Origin of the sequence: Campylobacter peloridis LMG 23910 (assembly GCF_000816785.1) — a bacterium.
Lineage (GTDB): Bacteria > Campylobacterota > Campylobacteria > Campylobacterales > Campylobacteraceae > Campylobacter_D > Campylobacter_D peloridis.
The window spans coordinates 1,326,848-1,344,324 of sequence record NZ_CP007766.1 but is presented as its reverse complement, the minus strand read 5'-3'; the positions used below and the strand labels follow the sequence as shown (position 1 = coordinate 1,344,324).

The following is a 17,477-nucleotide window of genomic DNA, read 5'->3' as shown; positions in this document are numbered from 1 at the left end:
ATTAACTAAGTTTAAAGAAAACAATATTATAATCAAGAATTGAAAATTAAAATAAAGGACCACGATGAGCGAGGTGAACAAAAAAGTTCAAAATAGACTAGAGGATATTGTCATTGAAGAAGATTTTGAGCAAATGCTTGAAGAATCTTTTAAGTCTAATGAGGATGCAACGACACAAGGTATAATTGTTGAAATAAAAGGGGATGAGGTTTTTGTAAATATAGGGCAAAAATCAGAAGGTATTTTAGCAAGTGAGGAAATTCAGAATGAAAAAGGTGAATTGATTTTTAAAGAAGGTGATACTTTAGAAGTTGCTATAATAGGTTCTCGCAGTGGTAGATCTTTGCTATCTCATAAAAAAGCTTTGAGAAAACAAAAAGTTAAAGAATTTATCGAAAATTACAAAGATGATGAGCGTATTTTTGATGTGAAAATCATTGGTAAAAATAGAGGTGGTTTTGTAGCTGTTGATGAAAATGGAGTGGAATTTTTCTTGCCAAAATCACAAAGTAGTTTTAAAGACTTTAATAACATCATTAATAAAACTTTTAAAGTTAAAATTATCAAAATAGATAAAGAAGCTCAAAGCATAGTAGTTTCTAGGAAAAAAATAGTAGATGAGGAAAGAAAAAAACGCAAAGAGATTATTTCTAATGTAGTAAATCAAAATGAAGTAATTGAAGGTGTTATTAAGAAAATTACTACTTATGGTATGTTTGTAGATGTAGGTGGTGTTGATGGTTTGGTACACTATAGTGAAATTTCTTATAAAGGTCCTGTAAATCCTAGTTCATTATATAATGAAGGAGATAAGGTTCCTGTTAAGGTAATTAGTTATGATAAGGACAAAAAACATCTTTCTTTGTCAATTAAACTTGCTATGCCTGATCCTTGGGATGAAATCAAAGATGGCTTAGAAGTTGGAGATACTATTAAGGTGACTGTTTCAAATATAGAACCTTATGGAGCATTTGTAGATTTAGGAAATGATATAGAAGGATTTTTACATATTAGTGAAATTTCATGGGATAAAAATGCAAAAAATCCAAAAGACTATATTAGTGAAGGTCAAGAGCTTGATGTAGAAGTGATTGAAATTAATGCAAAAGAAAGAAGACTTAGAGTTTCTTTAAAGAATTTATTAGCTAAGCCTTTTGATGAATTTTTGAAAAAATATAAAGTTGGTGATGTTGTTAAAGGTATTGTAACTTCTGTGACTAATTTTGGAGCTTTTGTAAAAATTGCAAATTTAGAAGGTTTATTGCATAATGAAGATGCATCATGGAATAGAAATGATAAATGTAAAGATATATATAAAATTGGTGATGAAATCGAAGTAAAGATTACTAAATTAGACAAAGAAAATCAAAAAATTTCTTTAAGTGCAAAAGAATTACAAAAAAGTCCAGTGCAACTTTATGCACAAAAACATCATGTTAATGAAGTTATTTCAGGAAAAGTAAGAGATATTAAAGATTTTGGTTTATTTGTGGAACTTGAAGAAGGTGTTGATGCATTAATCCATAAAGAAGATCTAGGCAATTTAGATATTTCTAGTATAAAAATAGGAGATAACATAGAAGCATTGATAGTCTTTATTGATGAAAAGAAAAATAGAATTCGTTTAAGCATTAAAAGTCTTGCGAGAATGAAAGAAAGAGAAGCTTTGAATGAAATTAATGATAATGATAAAGTAACTTTAGGTGATATTATCAAAGATCAACTTTCGTAATTAAAAAATGAAAAAATATACCCTTTATGGTATTTTAGGCTTTTTAAGTCTAGTGTTAATTATAGCTTTTATATTTATGGTGAGATATGTAAAAATTGAAGAATTACCTATCTCACAAAATATAAAATACTCTTTTGATGAGATTAAAAAAGAATTACCCCAAACTTGGCAAGATAAATTTTCAAATCTTAAGATTAATGATTTTTCTCCTGCTGCAAACGAATTTTATATGAGTTTTAATATGGATGATACCATAGTAAAACCAAAACAAAAATTTTACATTTTAGATATTGATAAAAACGATGTTTATTCTATGTTTTGTTTAAAGCAAACTTTACATTCTTTTTTGATTAAATATACTTTAACACAAAGTAAAAATGAAGTGCTAATTTATTTAGATACAAACAATGAAAAAGTATTAAATACTCTGGTGGACAAATTGAAAATTTACAATATTAATGCAAAATTAAAGGAGGTTTGGTTATGAAAAAAATTATTGTGTGTGATGCAATACTAGATAAAGGTGTTGAACTTTTAAGAAAAGCAGATGGTATAGAGCTAATTGAAGCTGCCCATTTGCCTAAAGATGAGCTTTTGACAAAACTTAGTGATATTGATGTGGCTATTACTAGAAGTTCTACTGATGTGGATATGAAATTTATTAATGCTTGTAAAAATTTAAAAGCACTAGTTAGAGCAGGTGTTGGAGTTGATAATGTAGATATTGATGAATGCTCTAAAAAAGGTATAATTGTAATGAATGTTCCAACGGCTAACACTATAGCAGCTGTTGAGCTTACAATGAACCATTTATTATGCTCAGCAAGATCTTTTGTAAATGCGCATAATTTTTTAAAAGTGCAAAGAAGATGGGAGAGGGAAAAATGGTATGGTGTTGAGCTAATGAATAAAACTTTAGGGGTTATAGGTTTTGGTAATATAGGCTCAAGAGTTGCTGTGCGTGCAAAAGCTTTTGGAATGAAAGTTATTGCTTATGATCCTTATGTGGTAGCTTCTAAGATGACAGATTTAGGTATAGAATGTGTTAATTCTTTGGAGACAATTTTAACTCAAAGTGATTTTATCACCATTCACACGCCTAAAACAAAAGAAACAACTGATATGATTTCTTTTGAAGAGATAGCTAAAATGAAAGATGGGATTAGATTAATAAATTGTGCTAGAGGTGGACTTTATAATGAAGATGCATTGTGTGAGGGTTTAAAAAGTGGTAAAATAGCTTGGCTTGGTATAGATGTGTTTAATAAAGAACCAGCAACTAACCATCCATTTTTAGATTTTGAAAATGTTTCGGTTACTTCTCATCTTGGGGCAAATACCTTAGAAAGTCAAGAAAATATAGCAATACAAGCATGTGAACAGGCTTTAAATGCAGCTAGAGGTATTTCTTATCCTAATGCTTTAAATTTACCAATCAAAACTGAAGATTTGCCAAATTTTGTAGCACCTTATATAGAGCTTATTTCAAAAATGGGCTTTTTAGCAGCTCAACTTGATAAAACTCCTATTAAGGCTATTAAACTTGAAAGCGAAGGACAAATTAGCGAGTTTAATGAGTCTTTATTAACATTTGCTGCAGTAAGTGTTTTAAGAGGAATTTTAGGTGAGAATATTAATTATATCAATGCACATTTTGTAGCTAAAGATAAAGGCGTAGAACTTTCCTCTTGTATTCTACCAAGTAGTGGTTATAGTAATAAAATTACTATAAAGGTAATTACGGATAATTCTAGTCTTTCTATCTCAGGAACTATTTTTGGAGAAAATGAACAAAGAATAGTAGAGCTAAATGGTTTTGATGTGGATTTTAAACCAAAAGGGAAAATGATAATTTTAAATAACAATGACATACCAGGAGTTATAGCTAATGTTAGTGGAATTTTAGCTAAAAATAATGTCAATATTGCAGATTTTAGACTTGGTAGAAATGGTTTTGGTAAAGCATTAGCTGTAATTTTACTTGATACAAAGATTTCAAAAGCTTTACTTGAAGAGTTAAGAGCAATAGATGCTTGTATTTTTGCAGAATATGCAGAAATTTAAGGCTTTTTATAAGCCTTAATTGTTACAATTATTTTTCAATTTTAAATTTAAGGAAAATGTATGGCTTCTTATGGAATGGGAGATTTAAAAAAAGGTTTAAAAATAGAAATTGATGGTATTCCTTTTAAAATAGTAGAATATCAGCATGTAAAACCAGGTAAAGGTCCTGCTTTTGTGCGTATTAAAATTAAATCTTTTATTGATGGTAAAGTTTTGGAAAAAACTTTTCACGCAGGAGATAAGTGTGAATCTCCAAATTTAGAAGAAAAGCAAATGCAGTATTTGTATGATGATGGTGAAAATTGTCAATTTATGGATACTCAAACTTATGAACAAGTTGCAATTAGTGATGAAGATGTAGGTGAAGCTAAAAAATGGATGCTTGATGGAACTATGGTAGATGTTTTGTTTCACAATGGAAAAGCAATTGGTGTGGAAGTTCCTCAAGTAATGGAACTTAAAATCATCGAAACAGCACCAAATTTTAAAGGTGACACTCAAGGTTCAAATAAAAAGCCAGCTACTTTAGAAACAGGTGCAGTAGTGCAAATTCCTTTTCATGTGTTAGAAGGTGAAATAATCCGTGTTGATACTGTGCGTGGAGAGTATATAGAAAGAGCAAATAAATAATCCCTTGATTTTAAGGGATTATAAAGTTCTTAATTTATTAATCTCATCTCTAAGCATTGCTGCTTTTTCAAATTCAAGATTTTTAGCTGCTTGTAACATTTGTTTTCTTAATTCTTTTACTATTTTAGCGCGTTCTTTGGCAGGCATTTTTTCAAGTTCTTTACCCTTACGATAAATTTCTCCTTGCTCAAGATCTTGTTTTAAACTCTCTTCTAGGTTTCTTTTTACCGAGCTTGGAGTGATGTTGTGCTTTTTATTATAAGCTTCTTGTAAAGTTCTTCTTTCGTTGGTTGTATCAATAGCCTCTTGCATGGATTTTGTGATTTTTTTAGCAAAAAGCAATACTTTACCATTTATATTTCTAGCAGCACGCCCCATAGTTTGAATGAGTGCAGTAGTGCTTCTTAAAAAACCTTCTTTATCTGCATCCATTATAGCTATGAGCGAAACTTCAGGTAAATCAAGCCCCTCTCTTAAAAGATTAATGCCTATTAAAATATCAAAAGCTCCACTTCTTAAACCACGAATGATTTCATTACGCTCAATAGCATCAATTTCTGAGTGCATGTATTTTACTTTTAAGCCAAGTTCTAAGTAGTATTTACTCAGCTCTTCTGCCATTTTTTTAGTTAAAACGGTGATTAAAACTCTTTCATTACGCTCTATAACTTTTTTAGCTTCATCATATAAAATTTCAACTTGATTATCGCTATCTTTGATTTCTATTTTAGGATCTAAAAGTCCTGTTGGACGCATGATTTGATAAAAAACATTTTCTTTGCTAAGTTCTAATTCAAGTGGTGCAGGGGTTGCTGAAACAAATAAAAATTTGCAATTTTTATTAATAAATTCATCAAACATCAAAGGCCTATTATCTAAAGCACTTGGTAAGCGAAAACCATAATCAACTAAAGTTTGTTTTCTGCTTCTATCCCCTGCAAACATACCGCGAAATTGAGGCAAAGATACATGAGATTCATCAACAATTACTAAAAAATCTTTATTTTTTATAGCAAAATAATCAAAAAGCGTATAAGGGGTATCCCCGCTTTTAAGTCCTGTTAAGTGCAAAGCATAATTTTCAACTCCTTTACACATTCCTGTGCTTTGTAGCATTTCAAGATCAAATTCCACTCTTTGTTTTAGTCTTTGGGCTTCTACGAGTTTGTTTTCATGTTCAAAATAAGCAAGGCGTTCGTTTAATTCTGCCTTTATACCTTTTATAGCTTCTTTTAATCTAGCTTCGCCTACGCTAAATTGACTAGTTGGATAAAGTATAAATTTTTTTAAATCTTTACCTTTTTTATTTTCTAAGACATTATAATGATACATCGCTTCAAGCTCATCACCAAAAAATTCAAGTCTAATAGCCTCATCTTCATAATATGCTGGATATATATCGATAATATCTCCATTTACTCTAAAATCAGCCCTATCAAAAAAATTATCATTTCTTTTATAACCCATATCTACAAGTTTTTTTAAAAGCTCTTTTTGCTTTATTTGCATATTAGCTTCTAAAATCAAAACCATACCCACATACTCACTAGGATTACCCAAGCCATAATTTGCTGAAACACTAGCTATACAAACAACATCATCATAACTTAGCAAAGACGCACTAGCACTAAGTCTTAATCTTTCTAAATCTTCATTAGTAGAGCTATCTTTTTCTATAAAAACATCCGTTCTTGGTATATAAGCTTCTGGCTGGTAATAATCATAATAACTTATAAAATATTCCACATGATTGTTGGCAAAAAAACCTTTAAATTCGCTGTAAAGTTGAGCACATAAGCTTTTATTGTGACTCATGATTAAAGTAGGCATATTTAAATTTTTAATGATATTTGCCATAGTGAAGGTTTTTCCACTTCCTGTTACGCCTAGTAAAGTTTGGTATTTATTTCCTGCTTTAATGCTTTTTACTATACCATCAATGGCTTGTTTTTGATCAGGACTTGGCTTAAAATCGCTTGTGAGTTCAAACATAAAATTTCCTAAGTTGTGTTTTAATAATTTTACACAAAATTTTTAGTAAAAATTAAATTTTTAAACAAAAGCCTATGCAAAATTAAATTTTTTTTTGTTACAATTACATGTTTAAATACCCAAATTATTAAATTCAAAAAGGCAAGATTATGTATGATGAAAGAATAATTAATACCATGACAGATAAAGTCAATGAATTAATTGAAAAATATAATGATGTATGTGAAGAAAATGAGAATTTAAGAAATGAATTAGTCAGCGTAAAAGCACAAAATGAAGCAAAAAGCAATCAAATTGCTCGCTTAGAAGAAGAACTAAAATCACGCAATGCACAAAGTGAAGATATCTTCAAAAAAATAGAGGCTGTTCTTGGCAAATAACAATCAAAGAAAAGTTACAATAAATGTTTATGCTAAAGACTTTGTTGTAACTTGCAGTAATGAATTTGCAAATCATCTTGAGGATGAAATTGCGTTAATTTCTGGAGGTAGTGGTAAAATTGAGCTTGCAAATTTCATTAATGCTTTTGTTAAACTTAGTTATGAAAATTATATTTTTAAAAAAGAATTAAATAAACTTGTTAGCACAATAGATAAAGAAATCAAAAACGATGCAATATAAAAAAGCTTTTACTTTAATAGAGCTTGTTTTTTGCATAATTATTATTGCCATTCTTGCTTCCATTGCTTATCCGTATTTTTCTTTTAACAAAAACGATGCGAAAATAATAAAATTAAAAAGTGAAGTAGAGCTTATAAATTCTTCTTTAGCCTTACTTAGAAATCAATTTATATTTAATAAGAATCTTGATTTTCCTAAAATTCTTGATGAGGCTTTGATAAATAGTGAAAATCAAAAACTTTTTTATTGCTCTAACACTCAAATTCAAAATTGCCAAGGTGTAAATTGTTGTTCATATAGTGTTTTGCAAAGACCTATTATAGCGAGTAAAAAATCATGGATGAAAATTCAAAATACAAAATATAGATATTTTATCGATGCTAAAAATTATGTAGATTTTGTTTATAATAATGAGAAAATTTTTTTAGAGTGTATGAGTAAAAATTGCAAGGATTATGGATTTTGAATTATTATGAAGTTGCCATTAAAGGGTATTTTTTAGATACTTTAGTTTATGAAAGCAGTGAAATTTTAGAACCCTTGAGTGAAGTTATAGTGGATTTATCCACAAAGAAAAATTGCAAAGGCATTGTTTTAAGACAATGCCAAAAACCTGAATTTAAAACCCAAAAAATAAAAGAAAAAACTTCTTATAAAATTACTACCTATCAATACGAACTTGCAAAATTTATTGCTTATTATTATGCAAGCAAATTGGCTTTTGTTTTGGGAATGTTTGAAGGTATTAATGCGTATAATCAAGAAAAAATTCTTATAAAACAAAGTCCAAACTTAAATAAAGAGCAGCAAAATGCCCTAGAATTTATAAAAAAACATCCAATTTCTTTATTATTTGGTGATACAGGAAGCGGAAAAACTGAAATTTATATTAGTTTAATTAAAGAGTATTTAGAGCAAGGTAAGCAAGTTTTGCTTTTAATGCCAGAAATTGCACTCACTCCACAAATGCAAAAAAGGCTAAAGGTGTATTTTGGCGAGCATTTTTTCTTGTGGCATTCAAAAATTTCTAAAACAAAAAAACAAAAATGCTTACAAGATTTAGCAAATTCTAAAGCACTTTTGGTTGCAGGAGCAAGATCAGCTTTGTTTTTACCCTATGAAAATTTAGCTTTGATTATTGTAGATGAAGAGCATGATAATTCTTATAAAGCATCTAATAATCCAAGAATTAACGCAAGAGATTTAGCTCTTTTTATCGCTAAAAAAATGGATATAAAAGTGCTTTTAGGCTCAGCCACTCCAAGTGTAGTTAGTTTTTATAAACATCCTTATTTTAGATTAAAAGGAACTTTTTTTGAAAGTAAGAAGCATTTTTTGTATGATGAGAGCGAGCTTAGTATTTCATCAAAATTACTCTTAGAATTAAGAATTAGCTTAAGAGAAAAAAAACAAGCTGTGGTGTTTTTACCCACAAGGGCAAATTTTAGGCAAATTTTGTGTAAAGATTGTGCTAATACGATTAAATGCCCGTTTTGTTCTATTGCTTTGAGTTTGCATAAAAATAAAAATGCTTTGAAATGTCATTATTGTAATTTTACTAAGGAAATTGATCAAACCTGCCCAAATTGTAATGGAGCTATGCTTGAAGCTAAAAAAATGGGAACAGCAGAGCTTTGTGAGCTTTTGGAAAAAGAATTGGCTGAGTTTAATCCTATAATAAAAAGATTTGATAGTGATGAGATTAGTAGTGTAAAAAAACTTGATATGATTTTAAAAGATTTTAATCAAGAAAAAATAGACATTCTAGTAGGAACTTCTATGCTTGCTAAAGGGCATGATTATCATAATGTAAATTTAAGTGTTATTTTAGGGCTTGATGAGTATTTGTTTAGACCTAATTTTAAAGCCTTAGAAGAAACCTTAGCCCTTGCTATGCAAGTAGCTGGTCGTGCAGGGCGTAAGGGTGAGGGAAGAGTGCTTTTGCAAACCAAAAATAGGGCTTTTTTTGAAAAATATATACAAAATTATGATAGTTTTTTGCAAGATGAATTAGACATGAGAAAAGGAATTTATCCACCATTTAAAAGACTTTTGAGATTGATTGTTGAAGATGAGGATAAAAATAAAGCTTCATCGTTGTGTGAGTATATTGCTTTACAATGCAAAGAAAATACTTTGGTGCAATTAGTAGGATATGGTAGCTGTGGCATTGAAATGCTTAATAAAAAATGGCGTTTTTATATTTTTTTAAGAAGTGATTATTATAAAGAGCTTGTAAAGATTGAGCATTATGCTTTAAATTTTAAAAATGTAATTTGCGATATAGATCCACTTGATTTTTCTTAAAAATATTAAAATAATATAAACTATTATCTTTTATTATAAAAAACAATAAATAATTTTTAATTTTAAATTTATTTTGATAAGAATATACTTTTTTAAATTCTTGAATTTAAAGGAGAGAAAATGAAAAAGTTTAGTATTCTTGCAAGTTGTGTGCTTTTTGGTGCTTTATTTAACAATGCATTAGCCTGTACTACTATTTTAGTATCAAATAATGCAAGTAAAGATGGTTCTTTTCTTGTCGCAAGGAGTGCAGATAGTAAAGCAGATAAAGCACAAGTTTTTTTAATTCATCCAAGAATTGAAAATCAAAAAGGAATATATAGCACTAAAGCACATAATGGTATGAATGATTTTACTTACCCTTTGCCTATCACATCTTTTCAATACACTACCATAGCAAATTGGCAAAGTAAATTACACGGAGCTACTGGATTTAATGAAATGGGCGTTGGTATAAGTGCTACTGAATCAATTTATGCAAAAGATGAGCTTTTAAAATTTGATCCTTATAATGAAAAAAATGGCATCAGTGAAGATGATATTTTAGATGTTTTGCTTCCAAGAATTAAAAGCGCAAAAGAAGGTGTCTTATTACTTGGTGATATTATAGAAAAACAAGGTGCAGCTGAGGGTTTTGGAGTGGCTTTTGTGGATTCTAAAGAAATTTGGTATTTAGAAAGTGCAACAGCACATCAATGGATGGCAGTAAAAATACCAAAAAATTCTTATTTTGTTAGTGCAAATCAAGGTAGATTAAAACAGCTTAAATTTAATGATGAAAACACTTTGTATTCTAAGAACTTAATAAATTTTGCCATAATGCATAAAGCATATAATCCTAAAGTGGATAAAGTTTTTGATTTTTTTAAAGTTTACACAAGAAATGATGATAGAGATTTAACTTATAATTATCCTAGAGTTTGGTGGATACAAAAGATGTTTAATCCATCTTTAAATCAAGATATTAAAAATGGTGCTAATTTTAATGTATTTTTACAACCTGAACAAAAGCTTGGTATAGATGATTTAAAACAAGCTTTAAGATCGCATTATGATGGAACAAAATATGATCCATATGTAAATTTTAATAAAGATGAAAATATTTACCGCGTTGTGAGTGTTTTTAGAACTTATGAATCTCATATAATGCAAGTTAGACCTTGGCTTCCTAAAGAAATTGGGAGATTAGATTATGTAGCTATTGGAATGGCTGATTTGAGCGTATATTTGCCTTATTATTATGGCAATGATAAATTTATTGCAGGTTATCAACAAGGAACAAATGAAGCCGATGATGAATCAATTTATTGGATTTATCGCAAGCTTCAAACTCTTGTGATGAGTGATTATAATAAATATGCACCTATTGTAAAAAATGCTTATGCTAAATTTGAAAAGGATACATCTTTAAAACAAAAAGCTATGGAAAAAGAATATTTAAGTTTTTATAAAAAAGATAAAATTAAAGCAAGACAAATTTTAGTTGATTTTTCATTGCAAAATCAAATGGAAGCAAAAAAACTTACTCAAGATTTAACAAATCAAATTTTTACCCTTTTAACAAGAGATACAGATACAAAATATAAATCTCTTAATAAAAATAAAAAAGATTAATGATATAGCCCATTTTTGGGCTATAATACTTTAAAAATATTTTATTAAAGTGAATTTATGAAAAGATATAAAACAAGACAAATAAAAGTAGGTGATGTTTTAATAGGTGGCGATGCTCCAATTTCTGTTCAGTCTATGCTTTTTAGCAAAACAAGAGATGTAAAAGGATCTTTAGAACAATTAAATAGACTTTATTTTGCTGGAGCAAATATAGTTCGCTTAGCGTGTTTAGATATGGCTGATGCAAGAGCTTTAAAAGAAATAAAAGCACAAAGTCCATTGCCATTGATAGTAGATATTCATTTTAATCATAATTTAGCTATATATTGTGCTGAATTTATAGATGGAGTTAGAATAAATCCTGGCAATATAGGTTCAAAAGAAAAAATCAAAGAAGTAGTAAATGCTTGCAAACAAAGAAAAATTCCAATTCGTATAGGAATAAATCATGGCTCTATAGAAAAACAATTTTCTGATAAATATGGTTATAATATAGATGCAATGCTAGAAAGTGCTAAATATAATATAAAATTATTAGAAGATTTTGATTTTTTTGATATAAAAATTTCTATGAAAACTTCTGATGCTCAAAAAACTATAGAAGCTTATGAAAGACTTCGCCCACTTTGTGATTATCCATTTCATTTAGGAGTTACTGAAGCTGGAACAAAATTTCATAGCACTATAAAAAGTTCCATAGCTTTAGGAAGTTTGCTTTTAAAAGGTATAGGTGATACTATGAGAGTATCTATGACAGGCGAACTTGAAGAAGAAATAAAAGTAGCAAGAGCGATTTTGCAAGATAGTGGAGTGCAAAAAAGCGGAGTAAATATAATATCTTGTCCAACTTGTGGAAGAATTCAAAGCGATTTAATAAGTGCTATAAAAATAGTAGAAGAAAAAACAAAACACATAAAAGAGCCTTTAAATATAAGTGTTATGGGATGTGTGGTAAATGCTTTAGGTGAAGCAAAAGGAGCTGATGTGGCTATAGCTTTTGGCAAAAATCAAGGTTTGGTTATTAGACATGGTGAAGTTGTAGCAAAATTGAAAGAAAAAGAATTAGTTGATAGATTTTTGCTTGAAGTTGAAGATGAAGTAAGGCTTAGGAAAAAAGATTAGTTTTTTCTAAGTAGTTTTTTTGCAAATTTTGCAATTTTTTAGAAATTTTTATTTTATAGATACTTGGATTATGAAGTTGTTTTATTTTTTGTTCCAAACTTAACACACTATTTTTGCAATAAATTTGAGTATTTTTTAAATTAGGTTTTTTATAGATTAAATTTCCATTTTTAAAAATAATTTCATGTAAATTTTTATATGTATAACCTTGATAATTTTTGACATTTTCATCACAAGTGTATAAAATATCAAAACTAGCTTTTTTGTTTTTATAATATCTTATTAGTTTTTTAAAATGTGGCAGAGTTGTTTTGCTAGAGCTTGCACTGATTTTGATTTTTGGGATAATTTGATTGTTTTTTTCAATAGCAACAAGTTTATATACAGCTCCAAAGATAGGTGAGCTTGCAGAAGTGATAAGTTTCTCTCCTATGCCAAAAGCATCAATAGGAGCTTTATTTTTAAGTAATTTTTCGATAATAATTTCATCCAAAGCATTGCTAGCTATGATTTTACAATTTTTTAAACCAACAAAATCCAGTTTTTTTCTAAGAAATTTAGAAATTTCGAGCAAATCTCCAGAATCAATACGGACAGAATAATTAAGCATAGAATCTTGTGCATTTAATTCTTTAAAAATTAAAATAGCATTTTCAATACCCTTTTTGTAATCATAAGTATCAATTAAAAGGCTTATATTGTCTTTATAAATTTGACAATATGCTCTAAAAGCACTTAGTTCATCATCAAACATTTGAATCCAAGCATGCGACATAGTTCCGCTAATTGGGATTTTAAATTTTTTTCCTGCTAAAGTACAAGCGCTTGCATGAAAACCTCCTATAAAAGCAGCTCTTGCTCCATTTAATGCAGCATTTTCTCCATGTGCTCTTCTAGAGCCAAATTCTAAAAGTGTTTTTTCTTTTGCAATTTGTTTTATTCTGTTAGCTTTAGTAGCGATTAAGCATTGGTGGTTTAAAGTTAAAAGTATGAAAGTTTCAAGCAATAATGCTTCTATAATTGGAGCTTTTATATACATTAAAGGCTCGCTTGCAAAAACGCATTCTCCTTCTTTTACACTAAATAAATCCCCACTAAAAGAAAGTGTGGAAAGATAATTTAAAAAATCTTCATCGAATTTTTTTGTATTTTTTAAATATTTTATATCACTCTTTGAAAATGAAAATTTTTTAATATGATTAATGATTTGTTCTAAGCCGCAAAAAATAGCATAAGAGGCATTATCAGGAGCTTTTCGGAAAAAAACTTCAAAATATACTACTTGCTTATGCATATTTTGTTTAAAATATGCATAAGCCATACTTAATTCGTAAAAATCACATAATAATGAAAAATTCATACTAAGAGATTTTTACAAATAAAGATTAATCCATTTGACGGCGTAAAAAGGCCGGAACATCTAGTTGAGAAATAACTTCTTCATCAAATCCACCACTAGCTTTACGCAAATTCATATAGCTATTCTTTTTATTTTCATCTTGTTCTTTAGCATTTTGAATTTCAGCCTTGTCTTCAAAACCAGTTGCTATAATGGTAACTTCAACACGATCTCCCATGCTTTCATCAGTGGTTGCACCAAAAATAACCTTCGCATTTTCATCAGATTCATCGCTAATGCTTTGAGTTGCTTGTGAAATTTCGATTAAAGAACAATCAGGGCCAACTTTATAATGTATTATAACACCTTTAGCACCTTTCATTGTCATACCATCAAGTAATGGCGATTCAATGGCGTTTTCAAGTGCTTCCATAATAGCATTTTCACCTTCACCTTGCCCTACACCCATTAGCGCTAAACCTCTATGACTCATTACCGTTCTAACATCAGCAAAGTCTACATTAATATCACCATCTTCTAAAAGTATAGAAACCATACCTCTAACAGCTCTTGCTAAAATATCATCAACTAGTTTAAATGCTTCTTTTATGCCAGCTTTTTTAGGAAGTATACTAAGGAGTTTTTCATTTTGTATTACAATGATAGAATCACTTTCTTTTTTTAATTCTGCTAAACCAGCTTCAGCTAATTTTTTTCTTTGCTTTCCTTCAAAAGTAAACGGCATAGTTACTACTGAAACGGTTAATGCACCAGCTTCTTTAGCAGCTTGAGCGACAACTGGAGCAGCACCAGTTCCAGTTCCACCACCAAGTCCAGCTGATATAAATACTATATCGCTTTGGCTTAATGCAGCTTTAATTTCTTCAAAACTTTCTCTAGCACTTTCAGCACCAATTTCTGGTTGCATTCCAGCACCCAATCCTTTAGTTTTTTTCTCACCAAGTTGAATTCTTGTCTTTGCTAAAGATTTTGCTATAGCTTGTGCGTCAGTATTTGCAGATATTAAATCAAGATCATGTAATCCCATATTAACCATGTGATCTATCATATTTCCGCCACCGCCACCGCAGCCTATTACTTTTATTTTAGCACCTTTTATGTGTTGCATTTCTTCTACTAGAAATTCGCTCATTATGGTATCTCCTATTAAAACTGGTTTATTATTCTATTCCAAATTTTGGAAATAGAACTAGCTTTTTTTTCTTTTTTTGTTTCTACTTTTTTTATATCTTCATGTTCATCTTCAAGATTTTGTTTTTCTTGAAATATTTCTTCGAATTTTTCATCCTCTTGCTCTTCTTCGATAGCAAAATTTTGTTTAATTTGCTTATTTACAAATTCAGGCTCTCCTTTGTATCTTAATTTTTCATTAGAATCTAACTCATAAGGAGTAAAATACCCACCGCCATATAAACAAAGTCCTATGGCACAACTATTTTCGGCATCTTCAAAAATTTCTTTAAAGCCATCCATAGTATCTTTTTTTGCGGTTGCTATTCTAACAGCTTTATTATCAAAATAAGCTGAAGCAAGCTTATCAAGCCCTGCAAATTTTGTCATACCACCGGTTAAAACTATACCAGCACCTGCTTGACTTGCACAAGCATTATCACTTAGCATTTTAGCTAAAATAATTATAGTTTCTTCAATTCTTGCATAAATTACATTAGAAATAACATCAACTGAAACTTCATTTTTCCTTTTTTCATCACCCATGTAAGGAATTTGTATAATGGAATTTTCATTTTGCATTAATGATGCATAATTTAATTTTAATTTTTCTGCTTCTTTTGGAGGTGTATGTAAAGCTATAGATAAATCATTGGTAATATTTACAGAGCCAATTTGTAAACATTCATTATAACGCACAGAGTTTCCAGCATGAATAACCATATCGCACACTGCTCCTCCCATATCTATAAGTATTGCACCTAGTTCTTTTTCACTTTCATCAAAACAAGCAATTGATGATGCATATCCTGATAAAACTATATTATCCACTCTAAGATCTGCAAGTTCAACAGCTTTTTTTAAATTTTTAATATGAACTTCTTGGGAAATGACAATATGAGTAGAAACTTCCAAACGATTTCCACTCATTCCTAAAGGATCTTCCACATGCTCAAGATCATTAACTTTGAAATTATAAGGTAATACATGAATTATTTCATATCCACTAGGGATGTTTGCGGTATGTTTTGCGGTACTAACAGCTCTATGAATTTCTTTTATTCCAATTTCTTGATTTGGAATATTAACTACGCCTATACTATCAACACTTTTTGCATAAGCTCCTGAAATAGAAACAATAACTTTATCATAATGCACTCCTGACATCATCTGTGCATCTGCAACTGCTTCCTCTATGGATTTAGAAGCTAGTTCTATATTAGTAATTGCTCCTTTTTTAACTCCATTGGATTTTGATTTTCCAAAACCTATGATTTTTAAACCATCTTCGTTTTTTTGCGCTAATATAGCACAAGTTTGTATAGATCCTAAATCAATTCCTAAGATATTCAATTTGTATTTCCTTTATAATAGCGTTGGATTGGATATATTTCTATAAGTTTTTTTAGCAATTCTTCCTTTAATAATGCTTGCTTTGTTTGTTTTGCACTTTGTTCTATGATAAATTTATAGATTTGTTCTTTATCTTTATTTTCTAAAATTTGCTCTGTAATTTCATAAACAATAGCTTTTTGATCTAGTATAACATAAGATTTAACTTTATTAGTATCAAAAACATGCATTAAAAATTCACTAAATTCAGTATCATTGAGCATATTGCCTACTTTTGAATTTTTCATAGAATCACGGCTAAATATTCCTATATCTATACCTTTAAAGTTCTCTAAGGCACTTTTAGCTTTTTCTTCTAATATTTTTTTAGCCTTTTCTTTTAAATAAAGTTTGCTTACCTCTTCTTTTGCTTGTTCAAAAGTTTTTGTTTGTATAGGGTTAATTTTTATAATTTTAGCAATCATATAGCCATCGTTTATTCTAAAAGGTTTGATAAAATCATTATCTTTGCTTTTTTCTATGGTAGCTAAAGGATAATATATATCAGCATCACTAATTGTGATATTTTTATCAAATTTTAATTCCCCTTTTCTTAGAGCAACATAGCTTTCATTAGCTTTAAGTTTGAGTTTGGATAATTTTAGATCTTTTAAAACTTGATTTTTACTTTGCTCAAAATTTAAAATTTTTCCACTAAAATCTTTGTAATTGTTTTTATTTTCCTCATAATATGCTTGTAATTCTTTTTCATCAATATTTATATTTTCAGGTTTTAAAAAATAAGTTGCGAGTTCATAGCTTTTTTGTGTTTTATAAAGCTCTTTATTTTTTTCCCAAGTTTGCTTTAATTCATCTTCATTGATAGGTATGTCTTTTTCGTTTAATTGAATGACTTGAATTTTTAATTTATCTTGCATTAAAAAGCTTGCTGCAAACATATCAAGTTCATCTTGATTTAATTGCAAATTTAAAATAGTATTGATTTTATTTAATAATAACTCATCATGAATGACTTTTTCATAAGTTTTTGGAGTGTAATTATTGCGTGAGAGTATATTATAATATAAATTTTTATCAAATACCCCCGAAGCATTATGAAAGACTTTTTGATGTGCTAAATCATAAGCAATTTCTTCTTCGCTTACTTCTAAACCAAGTGTTTTTGCATAAGAAAGAAGTAATTTTTCTTGTATAAGCTGATCAATAGCTTGCATATCTAAACCATCTTTTTGCGCTTGCTCTTGTGTGTAATTTCCATTGTTTAATTGTGCATAGTAGTTAAATAATTGAGAATATTTAAGATTAAACTCATCATAACTTATTTTTTCATCACCTACTTTTGCAACAGAATTAGAACGATCTGTGTTAAAATCGTAACTTCCCCAGCCAACAAAACCTGCGCCAACAAAAGCAATGACGCTAATCCAAATTGTTACAACTAAATATTTTTTATGATGCTGCATCCAAGTGAGCATTTTTACCCCAATCCAAATAATAATCTAAAACCACACA

15 protein-coding genes are annotated in these 17,477 nt (G+C 29.1%); 10 read left to right on the top strand and 5 right to left on the bottom strand.

What is annotated here, in order from left to right; translation table 11 throughout:
* Nucleotides 1-64 precede the first annotated feature (64 nt).
* The 4 genes from CPEL_RS06575 (at nt 65) to efp (ending at nt 4,426) form a co-directional block, all read left to right on the top strand.
* Entirely contained in the window at nt 65-1,732 is a 1,668-nt protein-coding gene (locus CPEL_RS06575; RefSeq protein ID WP_044599135.1) for a 30S ribosomal protein S1, read from the top strand.
* A gap of 76 nt (nt 1,733-1,808) precedes the next feature.
* Entirely contained in the window at nt 1,809-2,219 is a 411-nt protein-coding gene (locus CPEL_RS06570; RefSeq protein WP_148308785.1) for a hypothetical protein, read from the top strand.
* Entirely contained in the window at nt 2,216-3,796 is a 1,581-nt protein-coding gene (locus CPEL_RS06565; RefSeq protein WP_044599133.1) for an alpha-ketoglutarate reductase / D-3-phosphoglycerate dehydrogenase, read from the top strand. Before CPEL_RS06570 ends, CPEL_RS06565 begins: the two co-directional genes overlap by 4 nt.
* Nucleotides 3,797-3,856: 60 nt before the next feature.
* Complete coding sequence (gene efp / locus CPEL_RS06560) at nt 3,857-4,426, top strand: elongation factor P (RefSeq protein ID WP_012661892.1); 570 nt, start codon at nt 3,857-3,859, stop codon at nt 4,424-4,426.
* Nucleotides 4,427-4,444: 18 nt separating this feature from the next.
* Here the strand turns inward: efp and uvrB are convergent, their stop codons facing one another.
* Entirely contained in the window at nt 4,445-6,418 is a 1,974-nt protein-coding gene (uvrB, locus tag CPEL_RS06555) for an excinuclease ABC subunit UvrB (RefSeq protein ID WP_044599132.1), read from the bottom strand.
* A 149-nt stretch (nt 6,419-6,567) separates the two neighbouring features.
* Between uvrB and CPEL_RS06550 the strand changes: the two genes are divergently transcribed.
* The 6 genes from CPEL_RS06550 to ispG all read left to right on the top strand — a co-directional run bounded on the left by CPEL_RS06550 (nt 6,568) and on the right by ispG (nt 12,082).
* Nucleotides 6,568-6,798, top strand: a complete 231-nt coding sequence (locus CPEL_RS06550) for a hypothetical protein (protein WP_044599131.1) — start codon at nt 6,568-6,570, stop codon at nt 6,796-6,798.
* Nucleotides 6,788-7,039, top strand: coding sequence for a hypothetical protein (locus CPEL_RS06545; protein ID WP_044599130.1), 252 nt, complete (start codon nt 6,788-6,790; stop codon nt 7,037-7,039). The genes CPEL_RS06550 and CPEL_RS06545 overlap by 11 nt, the downstream gene beginning before the upstream one ends.
* Entirely contained in the window at nt 7,029-7,505 is a 477-nt protein-coding gene (locus tag CPEL_RS06540) for a prepilin-type N-terminal cleavage/methylation domain-containing protein (RefSeq protein WP_044599129.1), read from the top strand. The genes CPEL_RS06545 and CPEL_RS06540 overlap by 11 nt, the downstream gene beginning before the upstream one ends.
* A complete protein-coding gene (locus tag CPEL_RS06535; protein WP_044599128.1) occupies nt 7,502-9,346 on the top strand; it encodes a primosomal protein N' in 1,845 nt (614 codons plus the stop codon). The genes CPEL_RS06540 and CPEL_RS06535 overlap by 4 nt, the downstream gene beginning before the upstream one ends.
* 120 nt (nt 9,347-9,466) lie before the next feature.
* Entirely contained in the window at nt 9,467-10,960 is a 1,494-nt protein-coding gene (locus tag CPEL_RS06530) for a C69 family dipeptidase (RefSeq protein WP_044599127.1), read from the top strand.
* Nucleotides 10,961-11,017: 57 nt separating this feature from the next.
* The gene (gene ispG, locus CPEL_RS06525) at nt 11,018-12,082 is read left to right on the top strand and encodes a flavodoxin-dependent (E)-4-hydroxy-3-methylbut-2-enyl-diphosphate synthase (protein ID WP_044599126.1); all 1,065 of its coding nucleotides are present in this window, start codon (nt 11,018-11,020) and stop codon (nt 12,080-12,082) included.
* On the opposite strand, the gene CPEL_RS06520 is transcribed toward ispG, so the two are convergent.
* From CPEL_RS06520 to CPEL_RS06505, 4 genes are read right to left on the bottom strand one after another with little or no spacing between them, the layout of a single operon-like run.
* Complete coding sequence (locus CPEL_RS06520) at nt 12,066-13,442, bottom strand: nicotinate phosphoribosyltransferase (RefSeq protein ID WP_044599125.1); 1,377 nt, start codon at nt 13,440-13,442, stop codon at nt 12,066-12,068. The two genes, ispG and CPEL_RS06520, sit on opposite strands and share 17 nt — an antisense overlap.
* A gap of 25 nt (nt 13,443-13,467) precedes the next feature.
* Nucleotides 13,468-14,574 carry a cell division protein FtsZ gene (ftsZ, locus tag CPEL_RS06515; RefSeq protein ID WP_044599124.1) on the bottom strand — a complete coding sequence of 369 codons (1,107 nt, stop codon included), beginning with the start codon at nt 14,572-14,574 and terminating at the stop codon, nt 13,468-13,470.
* A 14-nt stretch (nt 14,575-14,588) separates the two neighbouring features.
* Entirely contained in the window at nt 14,589-15,965 is a 1,377-nt protein-coding gene (gene ftsA, locus CPEL_RS06510) for a cell division protein FtsA (protein ID WP_044599123.1), read from the bottom strand.
* Nucleotides 15,962-17,440 carry a peptidylprolyl isomerase gene (locus tag CPEL_RS06505; protein ID WP_044599122.1) on the bottom strand — a complete coding sequence of 493 codons (1,479 nt, stop codon included), beginning with the start codon at nt 17,438-17,440 and terminating at the stop codon, nt 15,962-15,964. Before CPEL_RS06505 ends, ftsA begins: the two co-directional genes overlap by 4 nt.
* Nucleotides 17,441-17,477: the final 37 nt, after the last annotated feature.

Coding starts and splice junctions, on each gene's coding strand:
- CPEL_RS06530 (WP_044599127.1), top strand. CDS start 9,467: ATGAAAAAGTTTAGTATTCTTGCAAGTTGTGTGCTTTTTGGTGCTTTA.
- CPEL_RS06565 (WP_044599133.1), top strand. CDS start 2,216: ATGAAAAAAATTATTGTGTGTGATGCAATACTAGATAAAGGTGTTGAA.
- CPEL_RS06540 (WP_044599129.1), top strand. CDS start 7,029: ATGCAATATAAAAAAGCTTTTACTTTAATAGAGCTTGTTTTTTGCATA.
- CPEL_RS06550 (WP_044599131.1), top strand. CDS start 6,568: ATGTATGATGAAAGAATAATTAATACCATGACAGATAAAGTCAATGAA.
- ftsZ (WP_044599124.1), bottom strand. CDS start 14,574: ATGAGCGAATTTCTAGTAGAAGAAATGCAACACATAAAAGGTGCTAAA.
- uvrB (WP_044599132.1), bottom strand. CDS start 6,418: ATGTTTGAACTCACAAGCGATTTTAAGCCAAGTCCTGATCAAAAACAA.
- ispG (WP_044599126.1), top strand. CDS start 11,018: ATGAAAAGATATAAAACAAGACAAATAAAAGTAGGTGATGTTTTAATA.
- efp (WP_012661892.1), top strand. CDS start 3,857: ATGGCTTCTTATGGAATGGGAGATTTAAAAAAAGGTTTAAAAATAGAA.
- CPEL_RS06520 (WP_044599125.1), bottom strand. CDS start 13,442: ATGAATTTTTCATTATTATGTGATTTTTACGAATTAAGTATGGCTTAT.
- CPEL_RS06505 (WP_044599122.1), bottom strand. CDS start 17,440: ATGCTCACTTGGATGCAGCATCATAAAAAATATTTAGTTGTAACAATT.
- CPEL_RS06575 (WP_044599135.1), top strand. CDS start 65: ATGAGCGAGGTGAACAAAAAAGTTCAAAATAGACTAGAGGATATTGTC.
- CPEL_RS06570 (WP_148308785.1), top strand. CDS start 1,809: ATGGTGAGATATGTAAAAATTGAAGAATTACCTATCTCACAAAATATA.